This window comes from Sulfurospirillum sp. E15m, from assembly GCF_059415145.1.
Genome location: NZ_JCAHZS010000001.1, coordinates 54,443 through 78,572 on the forward strand (window position 1 = coordinate 54,443; position 24,130 = coordinate 78,572).

At 37.4% G+C, this 24,130-nt stretch carries 25 protein-coding genes; 19 read left to right on the plus strand and 6 right to left on the minus strand.

Annotated features, from left to right (window positions below; all coding sequences use genetic code 11):
• Positions 1-24: 24 nt before the first annotated feature.
• The 11 genes from rlmB (at position 25) to mnmL (ending at position 9,830) form a co-directional block, all read left to right on the plus strand.
• Positions 25-708: a 23S rRNA (guanosine(2251)-2'-O)-methyltransferase RlmB gene (rlmB, locus tag AC5SLP_RS00295; RefSeq protein WP_495253137.1), complete on the plus strand. Its 684-nt coding sequence runs from the start codon at positions 25-27 to the stop codon at positions 706-708.
• Positions 701-1,630, plus strand: coding sequence for a hypothetical protein (locus AC5SLP_RS00300; protein ID WP_495253138.1), 930 nt, complete (start codon positions 701-703; stop codon positions 1,628-1,630). Before rlmB ends, AC5SLP_RS00300 begins: the two co-directional genes overlap by 8 nt.
• Complete coding sequence (locus AC5SLP_RS00305) at positions 1,627-2,442, plus strand: hypothetical protein (protein ID WP_495253139.1); 816 nt, start codon at positions 1,627-1,629, stop codon at positions 2,440-2,442. The genes AC5SLP_RS00300 and AC5SLP_RS00305 overlap by 4 nt, the downstream gene beginning before the upstream one ends.
• A 10-nt stretch (positions 2,443-2,452) precedes the next feature.
• The gene (locus tag AC5SLP_RS00310; RefSeq protein WP_495253140.1) at positions 2,453-3,673 is read left to right on the plus strand and encodes an LL-diaminopimelate aminotransferase; all 1,221 of its coding nucleotides are present in this window, start codon (positions 2,453-2,455) and stop codon (positions 3,671-3,673) included.
• Positions 3,670-4,941 (plus strand): homoserine dehydrogenase, encoded by a 1,272-nt coding sequence (locus tag AC5SLP_RS00315; protein WP_495253141.1) that lies wholly within the window; start codon positions 3,670-3,672, stop codon positions 4,939-4,941. Before AC5SLP_RS00310 ends, AC5SLP_RS00315 begins: the two co-directional genes overlap by 4 nt.
• Complete coding sequence (locus tag AC5SLP_RS00320) at positions 4,941-5,267, plus strand: YraN family protein (protein WP_495253142.1); 327 nt, start codon at positions 4,941-4,943, stop codon at positions 5,265-5,267. Before AC5SLP_RS00315 ends, AC5SLP_RS00320 begins: the two co-directional genes overlap by 1 nt.
• Before the next feature lie 83 nt (positions 5,268-5,350).
• Positions 5,351-5,668, plus strand: coding sequence for a thioredoxin (gene trxA, locus AC5SLP_RS00325; protein WP_495253143.1), 318 nt, complete (start codon positions 5,351-5,353; stop codon positions 5,666-5,668).
• 128 nt (positions 5,669-5,796) lie between these two features.
• Complete coding sequence (gene trxB / locus AC5SLP_RS00330; protein WP_495253144.1) at positions 5,797-6,729, plus strand: thioredoxin-disulfide reductase; 933 nt, start codon at positions 5,797-5,799, stop codon at positions 6,727-6,729.
• 17 nt (positions 6,730-6,746) lie between these two features.
• Positions 6,747-7,517 carry a 4-hydroxy-tetrahydrodipicolinate reductase gene (gene dapB, locus AC5SLP_RS00335; RefSeq protein WP_495253145.1) on the plus strand — a complete coding sequence of 257 codons (771 nt, stop codon included), beginning with the start codon at positions 6,747-6,749 and terminating at the stop codon, positions 7,515-7,517.
• Positions 7,518-7,533: 16 nt separating this feature from the next.
• Complete coding sequence (gene purF / locus AC5SLP_RS00340; RefSeq protein ID WP_495253146.1) at positions 7,534-8,871, plus strand: amidophosphoribosyltransferase; 1,338 nt, start codon at positions 7,534-7,536, stop codon at positions 8,869-8,871.
• Complete coding sequence (mnmL, locus tag AC5SLP_RS00345) at positions 8,871-9,830, plus strand: tRNA modification radical SAM protein MnmL/YtqA (RefSeq protein ID WP_495253147.1); 960 nt, start codon at positions 8,871-8,873, stop codon at positions 9,828-9,830. The genes purF and mnmL overlap by 1 nt, the downstream gene beginning before the upstream one ends.
• Here the strand turns inward: mnmL and AC5SLP_RS00350 are convergent.
• Genes AC5SLP_RS00350 through AC5SLP_RS00370 form a run of 5 tightly spaced genes read right to left on the minus strand, consistent with a single transcriptional unit; the run spans position 9,827 to position 13,599 of the window.
• A complete protein-coding gene (locus AC5SLP_RS00350) occupies positions 9,827-10,366 on the minus strand; it encodes a DUF2393 family protein (protein WP_495253148.1) in 540 nt (179 codons plus the stop codon). The two genes, mnmL and AC5SLP_RS00350, sit on opposite strands and share 4 nt — an antisense overlap.
• Before the next feature lie 10 nt (positions 10,367-10,376).
• Positions 10,377-10,913 carry a DUF2393 family protein gene (locus AC5SLP_RS00355; protein WP_495253149.1) on the minus strand — a complete coding sequence of 179 codons (537 nt, stop codon included), beginning with the start codon at positions 10,911-10,913 and terminating at the stop codon, positions 10,377-10,379.
• Positions 10,903-11,586: a bifunctional phosphoribosyl-AMP cyclohydrolase/phosphoribosyl-ATP diphosphatase HisIE gene (gene hisIE / locus AC5SLP_RS00360; RefSeq protein ID WP_495253150.1), complete on the minus strand. Its 684-nt coding sequence runs from the start codon at positions 11,584-11,586 to the stop codon at positions 10,903-10,905. The genes AC5SLP_RS00355 and hisIE overlap by 11 nt, the downstream gene beginning before the upstream one ends.
• Entirely contained in the window at positions 11,583-12,671 is a 1,089-nt protein-coding gene (locus AC5SLP_RS00365) for a prohibitin family protein (RefSeq protein WP_495253151.1), read from the minus strand. Before AC5SLP_RS00365 ends, hisIE begins: the two co-directional genes overlap by 4 nt.
• A 13-nt stretch (positions 12,672-12,684) precedes the next feature.
• Complete coding sequence (locus AC5SLP_RS00370; RefSeq protein ID WP_495253152.1) at positions 12,685-13,599, minus strand: branched-chain amino acid transaminase; 915 nt, start codon at positions 13,597-13,599, stop codon at positions 12,685-12,687.
• A gap of 119 nt (positions 13,600-13,718) precedes the next feature.
• Here AC5SLP_RS00370 and AC5SLP_RS00375 point away from each other — a divergent pair, with 119 nt between their 5' ends.
• Together AC5SLP_RS00375 and bcp are read left to right on the plus strand one after the other, a co-directional pair.
• Positions 13,719-15,137: an aldehyde dehydrogenase family protein gene (locus tag AC5SLP_RS00375; RefSeq protein ID WP_495253153.1), complete on the plus strand. Its 1,419-nt coding sequence runs from the start codon at positions 13,719-13,721 to the stop codon at positions 15,135-15,137.
• 33 nt (positions 15,138-15,170) lie between these two features.
• Positions 15,171-15,635, plus strand: a complete 465-nt coding sequence (bcp, locus tag AC5SLP_RS00380) for a thioredoxin-dependent thiol peroxidase (RefSeq protein ID WP_495253154.1) — start codon at positions 15,171-15,173, stop codon at positions 15,633-15,635.
• 10 nt (positions 15,636-15,645) lie between these two features.
• On the opposite strand, the gene AC5SLP_RS00385 is transcribed toward bcp, so the two are convergent.
• Positions 15,646-18,534, minus strand: a complete 2,889-nt coding sequence (locus AC5SLP_RS00385; protein WP_495253155.1) for a DUF748 domain-containing protein — start codon at positions 18,532-18,534, stop codon at positions 15,646-15,648.
• A 153-nt stretch (positions 18,535-18,687) separates the two neighbouring features.
• On the opposite strand from AC5SLP_RS00385, the gene AC5SLP_RS00390 reads away from it, so the two are divergent.
• Genes AC5SLP_RS00390 through mreC form a run of 6 tightly spaced genes read left to right on the plus strand, consistent with a single transcriptional unit; the run spans position 18,688 to position 24,064 of the window.
• Positions 18,688-19,776, plus strand: a complete 1,089-nt coding sequence (locus AC5SLP_RS00390; RefSeq protein ID WP_495253156.1) for an epoxyqueuosine reductase QueH — start codon at positions 18,688-18,690, stop codon at positions 19,774-19,776.
• A 31-nt stretch (positions 19,777-19,807) separates the two neighbouring features.
• Positions 19,808-20,257, plus strand: a complete 450-nt coding sequence (fabZ, locus tag AC5SLP_RS00395) for a 3-hydroxyacyl-ACP dehydratase FabZ (RefSeq protein WP_495253157.1) — start codon at positions 19,808-19,810, stop codon at positions 20,255-20,257.
• A gap of 1 nt (position 20,258) precedes the next feature.
• A complete protein-coding gene (gene lpxA, locus AC5SLP_RS00400; protein ID WP_495253158.1) occupies positions 20,259-21,050 on the plus strand; it encodes an acyl-ACP--UDP-N-acetylglucosamine O-acyltransferase in 792 nt (263 codons plus the stop codon).
• Entirely contained in the window at positions 21,043-22,275 is a 1,233-nt protein-coding gene (gene clpX, locus AC5SLP_RS00405; RefSeq protein WP_495253159.1) for an ATP-dependent Clp protease ATP-binding subunit ClpX, read from the plus strand. The genes lpxA and clpX overlap by 8 nt, the downstream gene beginning before the upstream one ends.
• A 15-nt stretch (positions 22,276-22,290) precedes the next feature.
• Positions 22,291-23,325: a rod shape-determining protein gene (locus AC5SLP_RS00410; RefSeq protein ID WP_495253160.1), complete on the plus strand. Its 1,035-nt coding sequence runs from the start codon at positions 22,291-22,293 to the stop codon at positions 23,323-23,325.
• Positions 23,318-24,064 carry a rod shape-determining protein MreC gene (mreC, locus tag AC5SLP_RS00415; protein ID WP_495253161.1) on the plus strand — a complete coding sequence of 249 codons (747 nt, stop codon included), beginning with the start codon at positions 23,318-23,320 and terminating at the stop codon, positions 24,062-24,064. Before AC5SLP_RS00410 ends, mreC begins: the two co-directional genes overlap by 8 nt.
• The last annotated feature ends 66 nt before the right edge of the window (positions 24,065-24,130 follow it).

Consider the following 24,130-nt stretch of genomic DNA (forward strand, 5'->3'; position numbering starts at 1 on the left):
GCCATTTTGGATACAATAATTGCCATGATAATTTATGGCAAACAACTATTTTTACATCTGTTAAATCATTATCCATCAAGGATTCAAACCGTCTTTTTGTCAAAGAAATGCGATCCAAAATTATTTTCGCAAATCGCAAAAGTGACACAAAAGATCTGTAGTATTGATGAGCGTAAAGCCCAAGCAATGAGTCATGGCGGAAATCATCAAGGTTTTATTGCAGAAATTTCTGATTTGGAATTAACTCCTTTTACTGAAATTAAACACGGTTCTTTTTTAGTGGTGTTAGATGAAGTGACAGACGTTGGCAATATTGGTGCCATTGTACGTAGTGCATATGCTTTTGGTGCAGATGGATTGATTTTAAGTGGCATGAAAACATGCAACCTAGAAGCCATTTTACGTACCAGCAGTGCCGCAGCTTTTGAACTACCTATCGCTTTGTGCCCTTCAACACGCGATATGATCAATGAATTAAAACAGATGGGCTTTACACTTTATGGTGCTGATATGAATGGTGTGAATGTGAATGAAGTCACTTTTGCTTCTAAAAAAGTTTTGATTATGGGAAGTGAAGGTAAAGGTTTGTCCCCTAAAGTAAAAGAGCGTTTGGATACAGTTGTATCAATCAAAATGGCGAGAGCTTTTGACTCTTTAAATGTGAGTGCGGCAGCTGCAGTACTGTGTGATAGGATAGCCAATGGATAATGATATCAGGGTATTGGAAAAAATCGGTTTACAAGAAGTTTGTAAGCGAACACATATCGAAGTTAAGCAACTAGAATACATGATCAACAATCAATATGACAAGCTGAATAAAATTAATACGTTAGGGTTTGTCAAGATTCTTTCTCGTGAATATAAGCTTGATTTGACCGATTGGCTTGAAGGCTTTCACGACTATTGGACTGAGCATAAAGCAGAAGAAGATGCGCACAAAGAAAAGATTTTTATACAGGCAAAAAGTGATCGTAGCTATAAAAAAGCAGCATGGTTATTTCTAATTCTTGTCTTTATCGCAGGTGTATTTGGCGTTGGCTCTGTTTTTCAAGTGAATATTGATATTTTAAGTCTTTTAGATAAAGTCAAATCAGACACCAATCAAACAACAGCTTACCAAAGTGCTCCTATCGTGCAAGAAGCGGCAAATTCTTTAGGAGTAAAAGTCGAAGAAAGAGTCATTGATAATAATAGCAGTAATGCAACGGTTGAAGCTGTTGTTGTACGGATTGATGAAAATCTAACGCGTACACGAGAAGCTAATGATACCAACGATAGCAATGTGTCTATTCCAAGCAATCTACCTACTTTACCCGATGCTAATGTTTCATTAATAAAAGATGTACCACAAAATAAAGCAATCATTATGCCCACAAGACGTATTTGGATTGGTACAATTTCTTTAGATGATTTTAGTCGAAAAGATGGAGCAAGTGACCAAAATATAACGATTGACCTTACTAAACGTCAATTGATTAAAACGGGTAACGGATACTTTAAACTTTCGTACGATGGTAGTGTTGAAGATTTTACAGAGCAAGGTTCTACACGATTCCTTGTTGAAAATGGTGCGATTAAAAAAATCTCTGAAGAAAAATTTATTGAGTTAAATCGAGGCAAAAACTGGTGAAAAAATTAGTCCTTATTTTAATTATGGCGCTCTCATTATTTGGGGCACAAACATTGCAAGAGAAGATAAAAAGTTTTGTTGGTGCAGCAAAGTATGAGAAACAAATTAATCTCATTCAAGTTCTTTTTGCACAAACCAATAATTTTTTAAAACCTAACGGTGAAGTTGATAGCATTAAAGTTGTTTCTGTTTTGAAAAAAAATGGATTGTTACAACTTTTATACGATAAACCCATTCAATTACGCTTGGCATTTCGTACGCAACAAGATCCTCTTATCTTTTTAAAAATTATTAATGAATCGCTCGAGACAATGGGATATAACTATTTTCTAACGAATAATGCATTACGTGATAGCGCAGGATTTGTTTGGGAAATTTACCTTCAAACCGAACATGTCGTCGATCCTGAATCATTCGCACGAGCCCTTGAGGCTAGAGGATGTACTATAACTAATATTGTAAAAAATGATGACCATTACTGGTTTTATGATATTAATTCAGAAAATGCGTATTTAGCGGCACGATCCTTAGAAGTAGGTGTGAATACCAACTTAGGAAAGCCGTTAAAACCTTATTGGATTGATGTAAAGAACATAAAAGAAATTACAGTAACGGTGCATGCAGGTGACAGATGGTTTCCGGATGTTGTCTTTTTTGACGAACACTTACACCTTTTAAGCGATATCAAATCAGAAGAGTCAACAAGAACACTTAAGCTTAAAGTTCCAAGTGGTGCAGCGTATCTTAAAATGAGCGATGCATTTTTATTAGAGAACATTAAGCATGGATTATCTTTATCCGTAAAAGACTAAAGGACTAAAAATGTTTGATGAGATTAGATTTAATACAATTGATAGATTACCAGGATATGTTTTTGCAGAGATTAATGAATTAAAACTTGCTGCGCGTCGTGCTGGCGAAGATATTATAGATTTTTCTATGGGGAATCCTGACGGTAGAACGCCTCAACATATTATTGACAAATTGGTAGAGTCTGCTCAAAAAGATGGTACACATGGCTATTCTGTGAGTAAAGGCATTTATAAACTTCGCCTTGCAATTTGCAATTGGTATGCACGTAAATATGGAGTAACGCTTGACCCAAATACAGAAGCAGTTGCTACATTAGGAAGTAAAGAAGGCTTTGTCCATCTAGCACAAGCTATTATGAACCCAGGGGATGTTGCAGTTGTCCCCGATCCTGCGTATCCAATTCATGCCTATGCTTTTATGATTGCGGGCGGGAATGTCCATAAATTCGGCTTAGATTATAATGAAAAATATGAACTTGATAAAGAGCAATTTTTTGCAAAGCTCAAAAAAGTATTTAAAGAATCTGCACCGAAACCAAAATTTGTTGTGGTGAATTTTCCACACAATCCTACCTGCGTAACAACAGATGTTTCGTTTTATGAAGAACTCGTGGCTTACGCAAAAGAAGAACGTTTTTATATTATTAGCGATATTGCCTATGCGGACCTCTCTTTTGATGGTTACGAAACACCTTCAATTTTTCAAGTTGAGGGCGCAAAAGATGTTGCTGTCGAATGCTATACACTTTCAAAAAGTTACAATATGGCAGGCTGGCGTGTTGGCTTTGTTGTTGGAAATAAAAAACTTGTTGGGGCACTTCAAAAAATTAAATCATGGTTTGATTACGGCATGTTTACCCCTATCCAAGTTGCTTCAACGGTGGCACTGGATGGTCCGCAAGAGTGTGTGGATGAAATTCGCGCTACGTATAAAAAACGAAGAGATGTTTTAGTTGAAAGTTTTAATAATGCAGGTTGGCCGATGGAAAAACCGCAATCTACCATGTTTGTTTGGGCAAAAATTCCTAAAGTTGCAGAGCATTTAGGAAGTATGGAATTTGCAAAGCAACTTTTACAAGAAGCAAAGATAGCGGTTAGTCCTGGTATTGGTTTTGGCGAGAGTGGCGATGGATATGTCAGAATTGCACTCATTGAAAATGAAAATAGAATTCGCCAAGCTGCACGCAATATTAAGAAGTATTTGAAGAGTTTAGAAGGTTTAAAAGAATGATAAAAGTTGGAATCATTGGTGTTGGAACTGTTGGAAGCCACGTTGTTAAAATATTGCAAGAAAACGAAGATATTATTACAGCACGTAGTGGCAAAAAAATTGTTCCTATACTGGGTGTGGTTAAAAATTTGAAAAAGAAGAGGGATATCACTATCCCTCTGAGTGATAACCTAGATGCTATATTAGAAAATCCAGAAATTGATGTAGTTGTTGAGCTTATGGGTGGTGTTGATGAAGCCTACCAAATTGTTACCAAGGCGCTCAAAAATAAAAAAGCAGTTGTTACCGCAAATAAGGCTTTATTGGCATATCATCGTTATGAACTACGTGACTTGGCAGGCGATACTCCTATTGGCTATGAGGCCAGCGTTGCTGGAGGTATTCCTATTATTAAAGCGCTTCGTGAAGGGTTAAGTGCCAATCATATTGAAGCGATAAAAGGCATTATGAATGGTACATGTAATTTTATATTGACCAAAATGATGAACGAAAAAGCAGAATTTGCTGATGTGTTAAAAGAGGCACAAGCATTAGGCTATGCCGAAGCAGACCCGACATTTGATGTAGGCGGCTATGATGCTGCGCATAAGCTTTTAATTTTGGCCAGTATTGCCTATGGAATTGATGTAAAACCAGAAGAAATTCTCATTGAAGGAATTGAGCACATTAATAGCGAAGATATTTATTTCGCAAAAGAATTCGGGTACAACATCAAGCTACTAACGATTGCAAAAAAATGCGGTGACCAAGTAGAACTTCGCGTTCATCCTGCATTGGTTCCAACAAAGCAAATGATCGCAAAAGTTGATGGTGTTATGAATGGTATTAGTGTGATAGGAGATCGTGTTGGAGAGACGATGTATTATGGCCCAGGAGCAGGTGGAAGCGCTACGGCAAGTGCCGTTGTTTCTGATTTGATCGATATCGCACGCCATACTCAAAATTCACCAATGCTTGGTTTTATAAAACCTCTTGAGAAAAGTGGGCTAACATTAATGCCAAAAGATGAAATAGCTACTAAATATTATATTCGCGTTAAAGTAGCCGATAAGATTGGTGTTTTATCAAAAATTTCTGAAGTGTTAGGTAAACATTCAATTTCTATTAGTAGCTTTTTACAGAAACAAGATGCATTGAAAGAAGAGAGTGCTGTTTTGCTGTTCTCTACACATACGTGTAAAGAAAAAGATATTCAAAATGCACTTTGTGAACTCCGTAGTTTAGAATTTGTTGAATTAAAACCTGCCATGATTCGAATCGAGTCATAATGTCACTTATTGAAGGAAAAGAGGCAGAAGAAAATGCCTCTTTGTACCTTCAAAAATTGGGCTATCATATTGTTGCTCGAAATTTTCATTCAAAATTCGGAGAGATAGATATTATTGCTCTAAAAGATAATATTTTACATTTTTGCGAAGTTAAATTTTCAAAAAAGTATGATCCCGTTACCCGAATCACACCTTCTAAAATGACAAAATTGATTAAAACAATCAATTATTATTTTTTGAAAAATCCTTCTTCTCTTGATTACCAGATGGATGCGATTCTCGTTACTCCTGAGAATATTGAAATAATAAAAAATATTAGTTACTAAAAAAATAACTTAACTCGCTATGGAAATTTTAAAGTTACGGGGAGTATAATAGAGACTATATATAATAATTTAGGGGAATAACTATGGGAAAATATTTAGAGTTGAACGCTGCTAATTTTGATAGCACAGTAGCTGAGGGTGTAGCTTTAGTAGATTTTTGGGCACCTTGGTGTGGACCTTGCCGTATGATCGCTCCAGTTATTGATGAACTTGCTGGTGATTTTGATGGTAAAGCAAAAATTTGTAAAGTCAATACAGATGAAGAGCAAGATGTTGCGATTAAATATGGTATCCGTTCTATTCCAACGATTCTTTTCTTTAAAAATGGTGAATTGGTGGACCAAATGATTGGTGCATCGTCAAAACAAGTTTTAGCTGATAAAGTTAATTCACTCCTTTAATGAACATTCATCAAGGAAGTGTATAAGCTTCCTTGACTACAAATTACCTCTTTTGGACTATAAATATGGCTTTATTGCTGTTTGATAGTGTCTTAATACAACAGTCTAAAAAAAGATAAGGAAAAATCATGTTAGATCTCGCAATTATAGGTGGGGGCCCCGCAGGACTGAGTGCTGGATTATATGCAACACGCGGTGGTTTAAAAAATGTAGTTATGTTTGAAAAAGGCCTTCCTGGTGGACAAATTACTAGTAGTAGTGAAATTGAAAACTATCCAGGTTCTGCGCAGATACTCAGTGGTTTAGATTTTATGGCCCCTTGGTCTGAACAATGCATGCGTTTTGGACTCAAACATGCAATGGAAGAAGTTCAAAGGGTTTCTAGAAATTCAGATGGAACATTTCAGATTTCCCTAGCTGGCGGCAAAAGCGAGCAGGCAAAAAGTGTTATCGTGTGCACAGGAAGTACACCTAAGCGTGCAAACTTTGAAGGCGAAGCAGATTTATTTGGTAAAGGCATTAGTACATGCGCTACTTGCGACGGTTTTTTTTACAAGAATAAAGAAGTTGTTGCCCTTGGTGGTGGCGATACTGCTTTGGAAGAAGCATTGTATCTTTCACACATCTGTTCAAAAGTTTATTTAGTACATCGACGAGATACTTTTAGAGCGAGTCCAAGTACTGTAGAAAAAGTAAAAAATAATCCAAAAATCGAACTTATTTTAAATGCAACTGTCAAAAAAGCATATGGTGATAAAATGGGATTGAATGGACTTCTCATTACAGATAGCAATGGAGAAGAAAGAGACCTTCATGTCCCTGGTGTCTTTGTTTTTGTTGGTATGAATGTTAATAATAGTATTTTGAAACAAGAAGATGGCAGTTTTTTATGTGAAATGGATGAAAATGGGAATGTCATTGTTGATTTAAACATGAAAACGAATATTCCTGGATTATTCGCAGCAGGCGATCTAAGAACAAAAGCTTCTAAACAAGTTGTTTGTGCAGCAGGTGATGGTGCAACTGCTGGTATCCAAGCACTTGAATATGTGAACCATTAAATAAGGATAGAACACGAATGATACAAGTTGGAATTCATGGCTCAACAGGTAGGGTTGGCAGGTTATTGATTGATAATTTGGCTAAAGATAAAGAAGCTAAAATTACGACACTTCATGCAATTGAAGAATTTGCATTTACTCCTCCAAAAGATGCAATCATTACGGATGATGTTGCTGTATTACTTCAGAAAAGTGATGTTGTCATCGATTTTACAATTTCCATAGGGACAGAAGCTTTACTTGAGAATGCATTGAAATATCCAACGCCTCTTGTTATCGGCACGACAGGTTTGAACGAGCATCAGCATAATCTTCTAAAAGAAGCTGCTAATAATATGCCTATTCTTTATTCTACCAATATGTCTTTAGGTGTGGCCGTATTAAATCGCTTAGTGGAACTTGCTTCTAAGAGTTTAAGTGACTTTGATATTGAAATCGTTGAACAACATCATCGTTATAAAAAAGATGCTCCAAGTGGTACGGCATTAACGCTTGGAGAGCACGCTGCTCGTGGACGAGGGCTTAATTTAGATGATGTTCGTATCAGTGGACGTAATGGCCTCATTGGTGAGCGAACCAAAGATGAAATTGCTATTATGGCACTTCGAGGTGGCGATATTGTAGGTCGTCATACGGTAGGTTTTTATAATGATGGTGAATTTATTGAAATGAATCATACTGCAACCAGTCGTGATACCTTTGCCAAAGGCGCAATTAAAGCCGCAAAGTGGATCATTAATCAACCTAATGGTCTTTATACGATTAGTGACTGTTTAGGTCTTTCATAAAAGGTGATATGAACTTATGTGTGCAATTGTTGGTGTATTTGACGTAAAACATGCTTCTAAAATCGCGTATTATGCTCTTTTCGCGATGCAACATCGTGGGCAAGAAGCAACAGGAATTAGTGCCAGTGATGGCAAAAAAATTAGAACGATTAAAGATAATGGGCTAGTAACTGAAGTCTTTAATGAAGATAAACTTGCTTTTTTATATGGTGATATGGCTATAGGTCATAATCGCTATTCTACGGCTGGAAGTGACTCAGTGAGAGACGCTCAACCCGTTGCTGCTAGTTATAAATTAGGTGACATTTCGATTGTTCATAATGGAAATTTGATTAATAAACATGAAGTAAGAAGTAAACTGGTCGAGCAAGGTGCGATTTTTCAATCTTCTATGGATACTGAAAATATTATTCATTTAATTGCGCGTTCACAACAAGGGAAATTAAGAGACCGTATCGTTGAGGCTCTCAATGTGATTAAGGGTGCTTATTGCCTTTTAATTCAAAGCAGATCAAAGATGTTTGCAGTTCGTGATCGTTATGGTGTTCGTCCTCTTTCTATTGGAAAATTAAAAGAAGGCGGCTATATCGTTGCAAGCGAGACATGTGCGCTTGATCTTGTAGATGCTGAATTTGTCCGAGATGTAAAACCCGGTGAAATGGTTATTTTTGAGCACGGTAAAGAAGGATTTGAGAGTATTCAACTTTTTGAACCAGATCCACATATTTGTGCGTTCGAATTTATCTATTTTGCACGCCCTGATAGTGTAATAGAAGGTAAAAATGTTTATGCTATTCGTAAAAAAATGGGAATGAAACTCGCAGAACTCTCTCCTGTTGAAGCAGATTTTGTAATCCCTGTACCGGATAGTGGAGTCAGTGCAGCTCTTGGGTATGCGCAAGCAAGTGGCATCCCTTTTGAAATGGCTATTGTGCGAAATCATTATGTTGGACGTACCTTCATTGAACCGACCCAAGCCGTACGTGACCTTAAAGTCAAACTCAAACTCTCTCCAATTCATAAAATTTTAGAAGGTAAAAAAATTGTTGTGATTGATGATAGTATTGTAAGAGGTACCACATCACGTCAAATTGTTAAAATGCTCAAACGAGCAGGAGCCGCAGAAGTGCATATGCGTATAGCTTCTCCTACCATTGAACACCCATGTTTATATGGTATTGATACACCAAGTTATAAAGAGCTTATCAGTGCCAATAAAAGTGTCGAGGAAGTGAGAGAATATATTGAAGCAGATTCACTGGCTTTTTTAAGTATCGATGCGCTAAAAGAGAGTATTGGCAATGATATGAACTATTCACTCGTTAGCTTTGATGGAAATTATTTCATCAAATAATGCGTGAGATATTGACCGCAGGACGGTATTTTAGAAATAAGTTTGGGGTAAACGTTTATAAAGTACCTATCTCTATTTCTGGATTTACATGTCCTAATATTGATGGTACTGTGGCTAAAGGAGGATGTGTTTTTTGCGAAAACGAATCTTTTAGCCCTAATTTAGAACATAAGCAACAGCAACCGAAACGGTTTTTTCTTAATCCTCACTCCCATAATCCCTATTTGGATTTTCAGCTTCTCCAACTCGAAGCGCAATATAAAAAAACCCAACAAAAATTACGTAAAAAGTTTGGTGCAAAAAAATTTATCGTCTATTTTCAATCCTTTACGAACACGTATGCCCCATTGGACACTCTCAAAGCTTTGTACAGTAAAGCACTGAGCTTTGAGGATGTAATAGGGCTGAGTATTGGAACTCGTACTGATAGTATTAATGAAGAGGTGCTTGCATATCTTGCTGAATTATCGACAAAGCATGAAATATGGGTTGAGTATGGTGTACAATCATCTTTCGATGAAACATTACAACGTATCAATCGGGGGCATGATAGTGCCAATGTAGCTTATTATATTCATTTAACAAGACAATATGGGTTAAATGTATGTGCCCATATGATTTTTGGATTACCGAATGAAACACGTGCAATGATGCTTGAAAGTGTTAAGTTTGCGTTGAGTCTCAATGTACAATCGTTTAAATTTCATCCACTATATGTTGTCAAGCGAACAGCACTAGCAAATGATTATCATAAAGCGCTCTTTTTGCCCATAAATGAAGAAGAGTATATCCAGACCGTTGTTGAAGCAATGAAACTTTTACCTGAAAACGTGATGGTCCAGCGCATTAGTGCAGGAATTCAAGATGAGTCATTATTATCACCGCAATGGTGTTATACCAAGCATCAACAAATGTTTAATTTACGCCAAGCGCTAGCAAAAGAAGGCTTAGCCTATTAATGGCAAAATAATTCATAACGAGTATAAGGCTTACTAAAAGAGGGAGGATAACGCATAAACACAGTGAAATTGCGCATTTCTCCTTTATGAAGATTTTCAGCGATGACAAACTCTTTTGTCGTTTCAACGACATTCTCTTTATCCCGATTAAAAAGACCATCAAATGCTGATTTTGGAACAAAAATAGCACTGTCTGTTCCTGTCTTTTCAATTGAATTATTCGAGATTTTCACTTCTAAAACACATTTTCCTATCTGAAAATTGCCAATATTGCGAATTTGTCCACTAATCGCAAATGATTCATTAACAAGTATTTTTTTCTGAACAATATTCTCCAGTCTAGCAATTTTTGTATATTTATCAAGTACATAAATGCTAAAGACAGCTAAAATTGACATGACAAGAATATTGGTTAAAATAGGAGGCAGTAATGAAGATTTACCATCTTGGTTTTGAATGGTTAAAAAAAGAAAAAGAGAAAAAAGCATCACAATAACAATGATCGCGATCCAATGTAAGAGTGTAAAATAAGGCAATGCTTACTCCTTAATAACATTCTGCTTTCACAGTTGCATTGACTTCCCCTGTATAGGTAAAATCATCAAACACTGCTTTATAGTTAATAAAATCATCTTTTTGAATGTTTTCTCGAACTAGTATCGACTGAACAGCAATAGGCTTTAATAGAATAGGTAACGCTTTTATTCCCGTTGCATTGGTTTGCTTCGTTACGTACGTATGAACAAGGCAAATGTTAAAAGGTTTTGATGCATGATTGTATATGTTTGCTTCAACGATTAATGAGTCAGAAAAAACAAGTTTTTTAACCATGGATACTTCCGTTGAAGTAGTACGTAAAAGCGAATTGAGTTTATATTCAATCATAAGAGGAGTAATAGTGAATAAAATGAGAGCAAAAATAATCAATAAAAGAGCAGCAACGGATGATCGCTTAGCCACAATAATGGCTAAGACAATCAGTACGAAAAATGTAACGAACAACCAAATAAATGCTAGATAATCATACAAACCCATATGTTTAAAATAGGTCAATAATGATAATTTTAAAGCATCAATGATCATTACGGTTATTTTTCTCTTCTATACCGCTGAGTCCAAAGCGGCGTTTGAGTTCTGTCGATATAAGATCGGGATGAACATTCTTAGCACCCAATGCGACTAACGTATGAAACATTAAATCAGCTGCTTCATATACAATCTCTTTTTGCTCTCCATCTTTGCAGGCAAAACAAAATTCTCCAGCCTCTTCAACAACTTTTTTTAAAATAGAATTATCGCCTTTTTGCAATAAAGAGGCAACATACGATGTTTTAGGATCGGCATGTTTACGCTCTTGGATAATATGATAAAGTTGGTCAGTGATAGAGTATGAATCAATCACTTTTTGAGGTTCACAAGGTTTTTCTTCCAGGTCGATACGGTTGAAAAAACATGAATTTCTTCCCGTATGGCATGCAACCCCAATTTGTTCCACTTTGAGAAGAAGTGTGTCGCTGTCACAGTCTAAAAAAGCCTCTTTGAGGTATTGAAAATGTCCGCTAGTCTCACCTTTTTTCCAGAGGCTTTGTCGGCTTCTGGAAAAATAGTGGACGACACCTGTCTCTAGACTTAACGTTAAGGCCTCTTCATTCATATAGGCAAGCATTAAGACTTCATGTGATAGATAGTCTTGTGCAATGACAGGTAAAAGAGGTGTTTTCACCCAATCGATTGACGTTAATAATGCAGATTTCATTTACTGATACTAACGGCTTTTTGTGCATCTTTGGTATCAACCCAAATATTGGGGACTGCACCGCCAGGTGTTAAGAAAATTTTAGCATCTTTGTTCTCTTTGAGGGCCTCATTAAATTTACCTTGTACTTCAATCTGACGAAGGGTTAAAAGAGGAGAGGAGATGCTATCACTGATTTTTTTGTTGGCATAGGCATCGGCATCAGCTTCAATTTTAATTGCGTTGGCTTGACCTTGCGCATTGATTTCTCTCGCTTTTGCTTGACCTTCTGCTTCAGCAGCACGTTTTAGTGCTTGTTGATTCGCTATTTCAACTTCATAACGGGTACGTTCAACTTCTTGTTTTGCTACTTGAACTTTTTCAATTTGCTCTTTAATTTTTGCCGGAAGCACAATTTCACGAAGCTGCATGGTCAAAAGCTCAACAGGTTTGCCTGGTTGTGCATCAATGGCTTTACGAATTCCCTCTTCAATATTAACGGCAATTTCATTACGTTTCTGAGGAAGTTCTTCGGCATTAAATTTACCAATAACACTTCTTGTCACATCACGAACGACAGGATTAATAATCTTATCTTCCCATGACATGCCCCATGTTGCAATCGTTTGAGGAGCGGTTGAAGGCTCTAGTTTGTATTGAACTGTCAGTTCAATGGAAACAGGAAGTCCTCTTGCGTCTAGGACTGAAATGGCAGCGTTACGCTTGATGCCTGAACCTCGTTGAATCACTTCCCCTAAATCTTCATTGGAAGAGTAATTCATAACACGTACTTTTGTATCCACGATAAACACTTGTTGAATAAATGGAATAAAAATGTGAAAACCAGGTTCCATCGGGATAGGTTCAAACTTACCGGTTGTTGCTTTAATTCCCATTTCACCGGAATTAATAATGACAAATGGTTTTGCGACAACAGCGATGACCACTAGAGCAATAAGAAGATAGAGAATCCCTGCTTTCTTGCCTAAATTTTTGAAAAATTCAGGTGGTTCCATATTGAAAGAAGGTCTATTATCGTTATCACCTCCACTGTTATTGCTTCCGCCATTCTTTTTCTTAAAATAGTCATTCAAATCTGCTGGCATAATTTTCCTTTGGTTAGATAAATGTTAAGAGATGTTTGTATTTTGGATTTCGTCCGTAAACGACATCAAAATAGGCATCTTGAAGTTGTTTGGTGATAGGTCCACGTTTGCCAGTTCCAATAACATAATTGTCAATATCTTTAATTGGAGTGACTTCTGCGGCTGTTCCTGTAAAAAACGCTTCATCCGCAATATATGCTTCATCGCGAGTGATGCGTCTGCGTTCAATCACGATACCTGCTTCACGAGCCAATTCAAGAACGGTTGCTTGGGTAATACTCTCTAATGAAGTATCGTTAGGAGGCGTAATTAAAACACCATCGCGTACGATAAAGAAGCACTCTCCACTTCCTTCGGCGATAAATCCATCTTCATCGAGTAACAACGCTTCTTCATATCCCGCTTCTAATGCTTCGTATTTTGCCATTTGAGAGTTAAGATAGTTTGCAGCTGCTTTTGCTTTGCCCATCATCGAGCGAACAGGGTTGCGTGCAAACGATGAAATTTTAACACGGATACCGTTTTCAATACCGTCATCTCCAAGATAGCTTCCCCACTGCCATGCCGCAATAGCTGTATTAACAGGTGCTTGAGCATGATTAAGACCCATAATGCCATAGCCTAAATAGATCAGTGGTCTGATATAGACATTTGAAGTAAAGTGGTTTGATTTTAAAAGTTCAAGTTGCGCTTTTTCCAACTCTTCTAGTGTAAATGTTGGCTTGATGCGTGTAATTTTTGCTGAATTCAAAAGACGTTTTGTGTGTTCTCTGAGTTTAAAAATTGCAAGGCCATTTTCAGTCATATAAGCGCGCGTTCCTTCAAAAACACCGTTACCATAGTGAAGTGTATGGGTTAAAATATGTATTTTTGCTTCGTCCCATGCGACAAGTTTGCCATCCATCCAAATATACTGTGCTTTATCCATTGTTTTACCTTATTGTAAAGTCATTTTGTAAAGAGATACTATGTTAGCCAAAATTTGATTAAAGATAGTTTTAGTATGATAAATGCGTTATAATAAAGTGACATTAAAGGAGATGAAACATGGAAGCGAAGCTCTATTTGGGTTCTACATGTAAGAGCACAGAGGTCACGAAAAATGTTTTAAGTCCATACGATGGACGCGTGGTATCCACGGTGAGTCTTTGTGATAAAAATGATGCACATGCAATGCTGTTAAAGGCACAAGAAGCGTTTTTACACGTAAAAAAAATTCCTCTGCATCAGCGTATGAATTGGTTGCTGGATGTTGCTCAAAAACTGGAAAATATACGAGAAGAAATGGCGTTAATCATCACAGAAGAGGTGGGTAAACCCATTCGTTTTTCACGCAGCGAAGTGGATCGCTGTGTTGAGACAATTCGATTATCCGCATATGCCATGCAACATGTTAATGGCGAAACTTTTGATACAGCAGCTATGCCAAGTGGTAAAAAGAGTTTGGCGTTTTATAAACGCGAGCCTGTGGGCGTAGTTCTTGCAATTACGCCGTTTAATTTCCCTCTAAATCTCGTGGCTCACAAAATTGCCCCTGCTTTGGTTGCAGGAAATTGCGTTATTTTAAAACCAACATCACAAGCCCCGCGCACAGCATACACTTTGGCTAAACTTTTTATCGAAAGTCCTTTTGCCTCTAGCGATGCTTTAAGTCTCATTTACAGCGGAGCAGGTGTCAATGAAACACTTGTTAGCAGTGAAATTCCACGCACTATTAGCTTTACAGGCAGCGTCAGTGTTGGCAAAGAGATTATGCAAAAAGCAGGCATCAAAAAAGTAGCGTTAGAGCTTGGCGGTAATGCTGCAACGTACATTGATATTTCAGCCAATATCGCTTTAGCTGCACAAAAATGCGTTGTAGGAGCATTTATTAACTCTGGGCAAGTTTGTATTTCGTTACAGCGCATTTATGTGCATAAAGAGGTTTATGAAACGTTTGCACATGCGTTGGTCAAAGAGACCCACGCCTTAGCGGTAGGCTCTCCGTATGAAGATGAAACGTTCATTGGTCCCATGGTGAATGCTTCAGCCGTAGAAAAAGCCAAAGCATGGGTACAAAGTGCCATTGATGAAGGCGCAAGGCTTTTATGCGGTTTTACATGTAAAGATTTACTGTTTACCCCAACCATTATGGCCGATGTCACAGAGGAGATGAATATCGTTTGTGAAGAGGTGTTTGCTCCTATTGTTTCATTGATAAAAGTGGATAGTTACGAAGAAGCAAAAGCGAAGATGAACCACTCGGCGTATGGGCTTCAATACTCTCTTTTTTGCAACGACTTAGCGATGGCGCAAGATGCTATTGAGACATTAGAAGCGGGTGGCATTGTGATTAATGATATTCCAACGCTCAGGTTTGACTTACAGCCTTATGGTGGCATTAAACAAAGCGGCGTAGGGAAAGAAGGTCCTTATTTTGCACTGCTAGATGACTACACGCAAATCAAATCTGTGGTAATATGCTAAAAATAGATCAATACAATGAATAAAGGAAATAGTATGTTAAATATAGGCGATAAAGCTCCTACCCTCACACTCCCAAATCAAGACAATGTTGAGATTTCACTTAGAGATTTAGAAGGCAAATGGGTTGTTCTTTACTTTTATCCTAAAGACAGTACACCTGGTTGTACAACCGAAGCGTGTGATTTTACAGCAACGTTGCCACAATTTGAAAATTTAGGTGCGGTTGTCTTAGGCGTCAGTCCTGATAGCACCACTTCACATCAGAAATTTATTGCAAAGCAAAAGTTAGAGATTACGCTTCTTTCAGACCCCACAACAGAAACAGCGCAAAGCTATGGCGTATGGCAACTGAAAAAGTTTTGTGGTAAAGAGTATATGGGTATCGTTCGCTCAACTTTTTTGATTAATCCAGAAGGGGAGATTGCTCACATTTGGTCAAATGTCAAAGTCAAAGACCATGCGGCTGAGGTTAAAAAAGTATTAGAAGCACTCCAATAAGGAGCGCTTCTTAATTACTCACGGAAATTGTACATCCTACCCACTCTTCACGAATGGCATCACTTGGTTTCAACTCATCTTTGATGAGGCGCTCAGGTGCAATGTGATATTTAGTACTTAAATTTTGAATAATCGTATCCGCACGTTTTTGGGCAAGTTGTTCTAATGAGGCAGGCTCGATTATCACTGTTTTAGCAATCTCTGCAATCAAATTATCGTTAATTGCCGCAGCGTCAAGTTTTTCTTCTTCATACGTTTTTATGAGCTTGTTGTAGGCATCACTGGAGTATTTTTGAATGAAAAGTTTTTTAATCGCTCTGCTGTAACTATCGTCTTCTTTGCTTTTCTTAGGAATCATTTGTTCAATTTGCGCAGTGATATTATTTTCTCTCAGTGCTTGGGTATCAATGGCTTCGCTATAACTCGGTGTGATGTGAAGTTTTAGCGCATCACGCTTCTCTAAAATTTGCTGATACTGAACCATTTTTTCTTCTTCAGAACCGATAAGCGCAGATTCGCCTGCGGCAAAGTCAATACTTTTCAGGTTTTCAGTTTCAATGCCTAAAATGGAGCCTAAGAGCTTAAATGGAGACGTTACAATACCTGTGATAAGGTTACCAATGGCTTTCCATACAATACTTCCATAACGAAAATCTGGGTCGTTAAGATCGCCACTGACAGGAAGATCGATGTCAATTTGACCCTTTGAATCTTTTAAAAGTGCGATAGCAAGATCGAGCGGTAAATTGACAGCATCTTTACTTTCTATTTTTTCGCCTAGTGTGAGTGCGTCAAGATTGATTTTATTGGAACCTTCCATCAATCCTTTTTTAATTTTATAGTTCAAATCCATAGAGAGTTTGCCCTCTTTAATGGCATATCCAACAAACTTACCGGAATAGGGTGTGAGAGAAGGCATATCAATATTTTTAAAGAGAATTTTAACATTTGCTTTATTTTTAAAATCAAGTGGCAATAAGGAACCATCAACTTTAGCGTAGCCATATTTCGCCACTTTCCCTTCGAGTTTTAGAACCGAAGGTTTGGTGCTTTTACTATCGAGCGTTGAGATAGAACCATTTAATTTATCGGCAAATGTCGCAAAAGGAAGGAGTAAAGAGGCATCTTGAAAATGTGCCGTTCCTCTTTTAAACGCAATATGTTTGATGTAAATATCCATCGTGTCATTCGCTTTGGTTTGCTTGGTATGTGTTGCAACCTTTTTAGTGCTTTTGGTCGAAGGTGTTGTTGTTTTCATAAGCCTTGTAAAATTGGTACTGCTATCTTTTTTAATGTCCAAATTGATATAAGGCTTATCAAGCGTAACATTTTGGATAGTAAGTTTGGCAGGTGAAAGATTATAAGCGAAGTTATCAATATTGAGCGTTTCCCACGCAACAAGTGACTTGTGATCTTTATCTCCTAATGAAAATTTTGAAATATTGGCTGTTCCCTTGATATTAATAGCCAACTGTTTTGCAAAAGATGCCTGCAATGCAAGAGAAGAGGAGAGTGCTCCATCTTGAATTAAAATAGTCGTAAAAGGTTTGATATAAGGTTGCGCTTTTTCAAAGGAGAGCGCTTTGGTACGAATATCCATATTTAAAGTCGCACTTTTAGGAATGAAAGTTCCTGTAAGCGCTAATGAGGCTGTTTTATCCAGTGTACTGTTAAGGTCAAAGGCAATGCTTTTAGTGGCATCGTTTGTGATATTAGAAACAGTGACACTTAGTGGTGAAAGTATCATTGGGGCAGCTTTCACATTGTGATCGTCAATGTGAATTTGCGCCGTATCGACTAAAAAACGTTTCAGTGAAAGTTTCCACAACGTTGCGGGTTCTGTGTTGGTGGTATTCGCATGTTTGGTGCTGTTGGTTTCGTTAGGTAATTGAAACAGTTGTTCCAGATTGGTTGAATACCCTTTCTCTAAAGCAAGATAAACATCAGGCTTGAGAAGCGTTGCTTCTTTGATATTTATACTTGAGTCTTGAAGGTCGAAATTAATCGCTTCAGTTTTTACCAAAGGAATGTTGATAACCGTTTTTTTCTGCGCATCTTCAAAGCGTACATTTTCTAAAGATGCTGTTGCATTTTCAATCGTGAAAAGAGGTTTTTCTTTGCCTAAATCCAACAAGAAAGGCAGTGTCAGTGAGAAATCGCCTTGTGCCAATGTCGCAGGCATAGTAGGTAAAAGGTATTTCCAAAAAGAGGAAAGTGCCAGTTGATTGACTTTAAGTTCTCCATAAAATTTGAGAGGTTCAATTGTTGCACTGGTTGCCAGTGAAATTTTATCTTCATTTTGAAGGGCTATTTTAAGTGCGTGAATGCTCAAATCGTCTTTGAAAAAACTAAGATTATTGACAGAATAATTAATAGGTCCTATGTCCAAAGCAAAAGGGGTGCTAGAACGTTCATCTTTAAAAGAGATTCTTGCATTATCTATTTCGGCATGTTCGATAGCAAAAGGGATGGCAAGGTCATCTTTTGAAGTTGTGTTTTGATCTGGAGCAGTACTTTTGTAAGCAAAAAGTTGTAGTAATTTGAGTGAGCCTTGTGTATCTATCGTCATGTCGATAAAAGGCTTGTCAAGGAGCAATGTTTTGACAAAAAATTCTTTTTTGAAAAGGGAAGAGGGTTCGTAATTGAGATAAAGATGATCAACCGTTACTACTTTATTGGCAGTTGGGTCCAGTAAGGAAAAGGCGTTAATATCGAGCTCAAATGTAAAAGGGTTGAAACGCACTTGTTCCATCGAAACTGTGAGGTTAAGCTCTTTTTGAAGGGTTGAAGGAAGTTGTGTTCTGATCCACCATGGTAGAATAACAAATCCACACAATGCATAAAAAATGGGGAGAAAAATCAACCAAAACAACACATTTTTGACGTATTTTTTTAGCATATTAACTCCTTACTATGGGCTTTAATTTATTATACAACAAAACGTCTTGCGTATTAGAGTAATATTTCAAAGAGAGATTAGTTTTTTAAGTCATTTTTGTCATAAGTGACATGTGCTATAATTTTTTACATGTAAAACTATAAAAGAAGGTCTATGTTAGTTCATATCTGCTGCTCCGTTGATAGCCATTTTTTTCTGCAAAAATTACGCAATCAGTACCCTCATGAAAGATTGATTGGTTTTTTTTATGACCCTAATATTCATCCTTATAGTGAATATCAGCTACGACTCTTAGATGTCAAACGAAGTTGTCACAATCTAGGTATTGAATTGGTGGAAGGCGATTACAATTATGAAGCATGGATTGAAGCCGTAAGAGGGTTGGAAAATGAACCAGAAAAGGGCAAACGATGTTCCGTATGTTTTGATAACAGGTTAGAAGAAAGTGCTAAAAAAGCGCTTGAAATTGGCGAAAATATCATTACAACCACGTTACTAACAAGTCCTAAAAAATCTCTACAACAGTTAGAGAAATCGTTATTAGAAATTGCACAAAAATACCAGTTGCAAATCGTCGCTCCTGATTTTAGACAACACGGTGGAACCCAAGAACAATTTGCATTGGCAAAAGAAGCGATGTTATACCATCAAGACTATTGTGGGTGTTTGTTTGCCCTTGAAAAACAACGAGATCAACAACATCGTTTTGCCGATGAACTCTGTTGTCCTGTGCGACCTCAAATTTTACCGAGTTCCATTGAAGAGCGCATTGAGCTTTATCAAAATGTGATTGCAGCGGAAAAGAAACGCTTAACATTTCGTTTGGTGCGCGAAAAGTTTTTAAACTATCGTTTGGTACGCGCGTGGATTAAAGATAGTAGCCAAGAGGTGATACCAAGTTATATCGTTTTTTATTCTACATGTAAAAAAGAGTATGTGAAAACAAAGCTTGAATTGATAAACAATACCATCGGTTATAGTGCAAAAGAAGAGATACGTTTTGTTCCGTTAGCCTTTTTTAACATGTTGATGAAAACTCACTACACTTCTGTGAAAGAAATGCTACAAAATCCCCCATCCGTTGAACAAGAGATTTTGTTTAGAAATCACTTTTCAAAGAATTTTTTGAGCTCTTTAACCCCTATTATCATTCTTGATGAGGTTGTCTCTCCCACATATGAACTCTATTTATCCAGTAAAACATATCCTGACATTAGAGAAAATTTAGTATTTATTAGCTAAAATATTTGAATTTTGTTAGAAGGTTTCAAAGATGTTAATTGATGTTGTAGAGATTCAAAAAATACTTCCTCACCGTTTCCCTTTTTTGCTTGTTGATCGTATAACAGCACTTGTTCCAGGAGAATCGATTGAGGGTTTTAAAAATGTAACAATTGGTGAACAAATCTTTCAAGGACATTTCCCCGATCATCCAATTTATCCTGGTGTTATGATTATTGAAGGTATGGCGCAAGCTGGCGGCGTACTTGCTTTTAAAAGTATGGATGCAGAAAATCAAGATGAAACAAAAAACAAAGTGGTTTACTTTATGAGCATTGATAATGCAAAGTTTAGAAACCCGGTTCGACCAGGCGATCAACTGGTGTACAAACTCAGTGTGATTAAACATAGAGGAAATATTTGGGTCTTAGATGCTAAAGCGTACGTGGATGATAAACTTGTCGCTGAAGCAGAACTCAAAGCAATGATTGTGGATAAATAATATGTCAGAAATTCACCCAACCGCCATCGTAGAAGAGGGAGCGAGTTTAGCCGACGATGTTAAAATCGGAGCTTACGCATTTGTATCTAAAGGCGCTGTATTAAAAAACGGCGTTGAAGTGATGCAAGGAGCGCAAATATATGGCATTACAAAAATTGGAGAAGATACAAAAATTTATCCTTATGCTGTTATTGGAATGCCTCCTCAAGATACGGGGTATAAGCCCGAAGATGATGTGCGTGTTGAAATTGGCCGCAATGTCACGATTCGAGAGTTTGTAACGATTAATGCAGGGACGCAAAAAGGCGGTGGATTAACTAAAATTGGCAATAACTGTTTCATTATGATTTATTCTCATATCGCACATGATTGTCAAGTGGGTAATAATGTCATTATGGCAAACAATGCTACCCTTGCAGGTCATGTTCATGTTGGCTCTTTTACAGTTATTGGCGGTATGACGCCTATTCATCAGTTTGTGCATATCGGGGAAGGTGTTATGATCGGTGGCGCAAGTGCTATCAGTCAAGATATTCCTGATTTTTGTTTGGCTGAAGGTAATCGTGCTGTTGTAAGAGGTTTGAACAGCGTGGGACTCAAACGTCGTTTTGAAAAAGATGACATTACTGCCATTCAAAATGCGTTTAGACAACTTTTTAGAAGTGAAACTTCCATCAAAGAGACAGCTGCTAAGTTATTAGTGAGTGAGACAAACGAAAAAGTATTGCAGATGTGCAATTTTATCATGGAATCCAAACGAGGTATTCCATATGAGAGGAAAAATAATGGTTAATAGAGAGTGTAGTTTTTGTGGAACTAAAGAGAGCAATGATACAAGACTGATCGCAGGCGATGATGTTTTTATTTGTGAGCACTGTGTCATTTCTGCCCACAAAATCTTTTTTGGTGATGTTCCAGAAACGTCTGTTGGAAGTCATGAAGAAGCCTTTGACCAAGAACTTTTAGCTCCTAAAGAGCTTAAAAAAGTATTGGATGATTTTGTCATTGGGCAAGATCAAGCCAAAAAGATCTTTTCCGTTGGTGTGTATAATCACTATAAACGTATTTTCAAACAAAGCACCATCCAAGACGATACAGAGATTTCAAAGTCCAATATCTTATTGATTGGACCAACGGGTAGTGGTAAAACATTGATGGCGCAAACATTGGCGCGTTTTTTAGATGTGCCTATTGCGATTTCGGATGCAACCAGCTTAACCGAAGCAGGTTATGTCGGAGAAGATGTTGAAAATATTTTAACGAAATTGCTTCAATGCGCCAATGGCGATATCAAAAAAGCAGAACAAGGCATCGTGTTTATTGATGAAATCGATAAAATTGCACGTATGAGTGAAAACCGCTCTATTACCAGAGATGTTTCAGGTGAAGGCGTTCAGCAAGCACTTTTGAAAATTATTGAAGGTAGTATTGTCAATATCCCACCTAAAGGTGGTCGTAAACACCCTAATCAAGATTTTATTCAAATCGATACCACGAATATTCTTTTTGTGTGTGCAGGTGCTTTTGACGGACTCGATGAGATTATTAAACGCCGTATCGGTAAAAACGTTTTGGGCTTTGAGCAAGAGAAACGTACCAAAAGTCAAGATGAGAGCCTTTTTGAATTAGTAGAGCCAGATGACTTAGTCCATTATGGACTTATTCCTGAACTCATCGGACGTTTACATGTAACTGCAAAACTCTCAGCCATTACGAAAGAAGATATGGTAAGAATTCTGACAGAACCTAAAAATGCCATTTATAAACAGTATCAAAAACTTTTTGCAATCGATAATGTTGAATTGACATTTGATAAAGAGGCTTTAGAGGCTGTAGCTGAACTTGCAATTAAACGTAAAACAGGCGCGAGAGGACTTCGAAGTATTATGGAAGATATTATGGTTGATATCATGTATGAGCTTCCTGAACTTGAAGGCTATGAAGTGATGATTAGTAAAGATGTTGTCACAAAAGGTGAAAAACCACTTTATATTAAAAAAGACAAAAAAAGTGCGTAATAAAGGATTAAAGAGATGATTTTGGACAAAGTGATAGGGTTTTTCTCAAGCGATATGAGCATTGACTTAGGAACTGCCAATACCTTGGTATTGGTTAAAGGCAAAGGTATTATTATCAATGAGCCTTCGGTTGTTGCTGTTCAGCGTAATCGTTATGGAAAACAAAATATCTTGGCTGTGGGTAAAGAAGCCAAAAATATGGTGGGAAAAACGCCGGGTGACATTGAAGCGATCCGCCCTATGCGCGATGGTGTGATCGCCGACTTTGATATGACTGAAAAAATGATTCGCTATTTCATTGAAAAAGCACATCGTAGAAAAAGCTTTTTAAGACCTCGCATTATTATCTGTGTACCTTATGGATTGACGCAAGTTGAACGTAAAGCTGTACGTGAATCTGCAATGAGTGCAGGTGCACGTGAAGTATTTTTGATCGAAGAGCCAATGGCAGCTGCAATTGGTGCAGGTCTCCCAGTTCGTGAGCCACAAGGAAGTTTGGTTGTTGATATTGGTGGTGGTACCACAGAAATTGGCGTTGTTTCACTTGGTGGTTTGGTTATCAGTAAATCGATTCGGGTTGCAGGTGATAAAATCGACCTTGCCATTGTGGATTATGTTAAGAAAAAATATAACCTCCTCATTGGTGAGAGAACGGGCGAAGAGATTAAAATAGCTATTGGAACAGCTGTTCCTATGGATGAACCTCTCTCTATGATGGTCAAAGGACGTGACCAAGTTAGCGGACTTTTAAGCCGCATTGAGCTTACGAGTGAAGATGTAAGGGACGCGATTAAAGAGCCTCTTAAAGAGATTGCAGATGCACTGAAAGATGTCCTTGAAGTGATGCCTCCTGACCTTGCAGGTGATATTGTTGAAAATGGTATCGTCTTAACCGGTGGTGGTGCATTGATTCGTGGATTTGATAAATACCTCTCTGATATTGTTAAATTGCCAGTATTTGTTGCTGACGAGCCTCTTTTAGCAGTTGCTAAAGGTACGGGTAAAGCACTTGAAGAGATTGAGTTATTACAACAATTATCGAATGAGTAAACTTAAAATATTTTTTTTGCTAGCTATCTTTGTCTTCGTATCGTTTCGATACGGGACAGAAGCTAGGCATCTTTTAGGGGGGATTAATACAAAAATATTATCCACCTATGTTGATTTTAAAATGAATATTGAGTCAAAAATCAACGAACATATTGCTCAAAAAGAAGAGATTGATCGTCTACGTGCAGAAAATCAAAATTTGCAAAAGTCAGCGGTACTCTCCATCGCTTTTGCAAGCAAGCTGAATGATCTTTTAAAAGAACAGAACAGTACAGCCTACCATCCTGATGTTGCTTTAGTGAAATCAATTGGATATACCGACTTGAATGACTACGGTAAAGTGTGGCTAAGTTTTAACGATTTTAATCAAAGCAAAATTTATGGTCTTTTAGAACAAGGCTATGCCGCAGGTATTGTGGTTTCAAATGATGGCAACCCTCAAGGCTTGCTACTCAGTGATCCTAAATCGATTTTTTCGGTTTATATTGGTGCTTCAAAAATGCAAGGTGTTTTGCAAGGGAATCGTAAAGAAGTCCTTGTAAGATACATTTCACAATGGCTACAACCTCAAATTGGAGATGAAGTTGTGACCAGTGGGCTGGATGGAATTTTTTTCGAAGGAATAAAAGTTGGTACGGTTACGCAAGTAATTGATGAAGAATCCTCCAAAACCGTTGTTGTTCAACCGTATGTAAGCTCGCATGTTCCTGCTTATATGCATGTCATTTTACAAAATTAGTATTGAACCCAATTTCTCTGATGCAAGATATTGGTTTGAATACTACCCGTAGATTAAAGGAAAAAG

Coding starts and splice junctions, on each gene's coding strand:
- rlmB (WP_495253137.1), top strand. CDS start 25: ATGATAATTTATGGCAAACAACTATTTTTACATCTGTTAAATCATTAT.
- AC5SLP_RS00300 (WP_495253138.1), top strand. CDS start 701: ATGGATAATGATATCAGGGTATTGGAAAAAATCGGTTTACAAGAAGTT.
- AC5SLP_RS00310 (WP_495253140.1), top strand. CDS start 2,453: ATGTTTGATGAGATTAGATTTAATACAATTGATAGATTACCAGGATAT.
- AC5SLP_RS00315 (WP_495253141.1), top strand. CDS start 3,670: ATGATAAAAGTTGGAATCATTGGTGTTGGAACTGTTGGAAGCCACGTT.
- AC5SLP_RS00320 (WP_495253142.1), top strand. CDS start 4,941: ATGTCACTTATTGAAGGAAAAGAGGCAGAAGAAAATGCCTCTTTGTAC.
- trxA (WP_495253143.1), top strand. CDS start 5,351: ATGGGAAAATATTTAGAGTTGAACGCTGCTAATTTTGATAGCACAGTA.
- trxB (WP_495253144.1), top strand. CDS start 5,797: ATGTTAGATCTCGCAATTATAGGTGGGGGCCCCGCAGGACTGAGTGCT.
- dapB (WP_495253145.1), top strand. CDS start 6,747: ATGATACAAGTTGGAATTCATGGCTCAACAGGTAGGGTTGGCAGGTTA.
- purF (WP_495253146.1), top strand. CDS start 7,534: ATGTGTGCAATTGTTGGTGTATTTGACGTAAAACATGCTTCTAAAATC.
- mnmL (WP_495253147.1), top strand. CDS start 8,871: ATGCGTGAGATATTGACCGCAGGACGGTATTTTAGAAATAAGTTTGGG.
- AC5SLP_RS00355 (WP_495253149.1), bottom strand. CDS start 10,913: ATGATCATTGATGCTTTAAAATTATCATTATTGACCTATTTTAAACAT.
- hisIE (WP_495253150.1), bottom strand. CDS start 11,586: ATGAAATCTGCATTATTAACGTCAATCGATTGGGTGAAAACACCTCTT.
- AC5SLP_RS00365 (WP_495253151.1), bottom strand. CDS start 12,671: ATGCCAGCAGATTTGAATGACTATTTTAAGAAAAAGAATGGCGGAAGC.
- AC5SLP_RS00370 (WP_495253152.1), bottom strand. CDS start 13,599: ATGGATAAAGCACAGTATATTTGGATGGATGGCAAACTTGTCGCATGG.
- AC5SLP_RS00375 (WP_495253153.1), top strand. CDS start 13,719: ATGGAAGCGAAGCTCTATTTGGGTTCTACATGTAAGAGCACAGAGGTC.
- bcp (WP_495253154.1), top strand. CDS start 15,171: ATGTTAAATATAGGCGATAAAGCTCCTACCCTCACACTCCCAAATCAA.
- AC5SLP_RS00385 (WP_495253155.1), bottom strand. CDS start 18,534: ATGCTAAAAAAATACGTCAAAAATGTGTTGTTTTGGTTGATTTTTCTC.
- AC5SLP_RS00390 (WP_495253156.1), top strand. CDS start 18,688: ATGTTAGTTCATATCTGCTGCTCCGTTGATAGCCATTTTTTTCTGCAA.
- fabZ (WP_495253157.1), top strand. CDS start 19,808: ATGTTAATTGATGTTGTAGAGATTCAAAAAATACTTCCTCACCGTTTC.
- lpxA (WP_495253158.1), top strand. CDS start 20,259: ATGTCAGAAATTCACCCAACCGCCATCGTAGAAGAGGGAGCGAGTTTA.
- clpX (WP_495253159.1), top strand. CDS start 21,043: ATGGTTAATAGAGAGTGTAGTTTTTGTGGAACTAAAGAGAGCAATGAT.
- AC5SLP_RS00410 (WP_495253160.1), top strand. CDS start 22,291: ATGATTTTGGACAAAGTGATAGGGTTTTTCTCAAGCGATATGAGCATT.
- mreC (WP_495253161.1), top strand. CDS start 23,318: ATGAGTAAACTTAAAATATTTTTTTTGCTAGCTATCTTTGTCTTCGTA.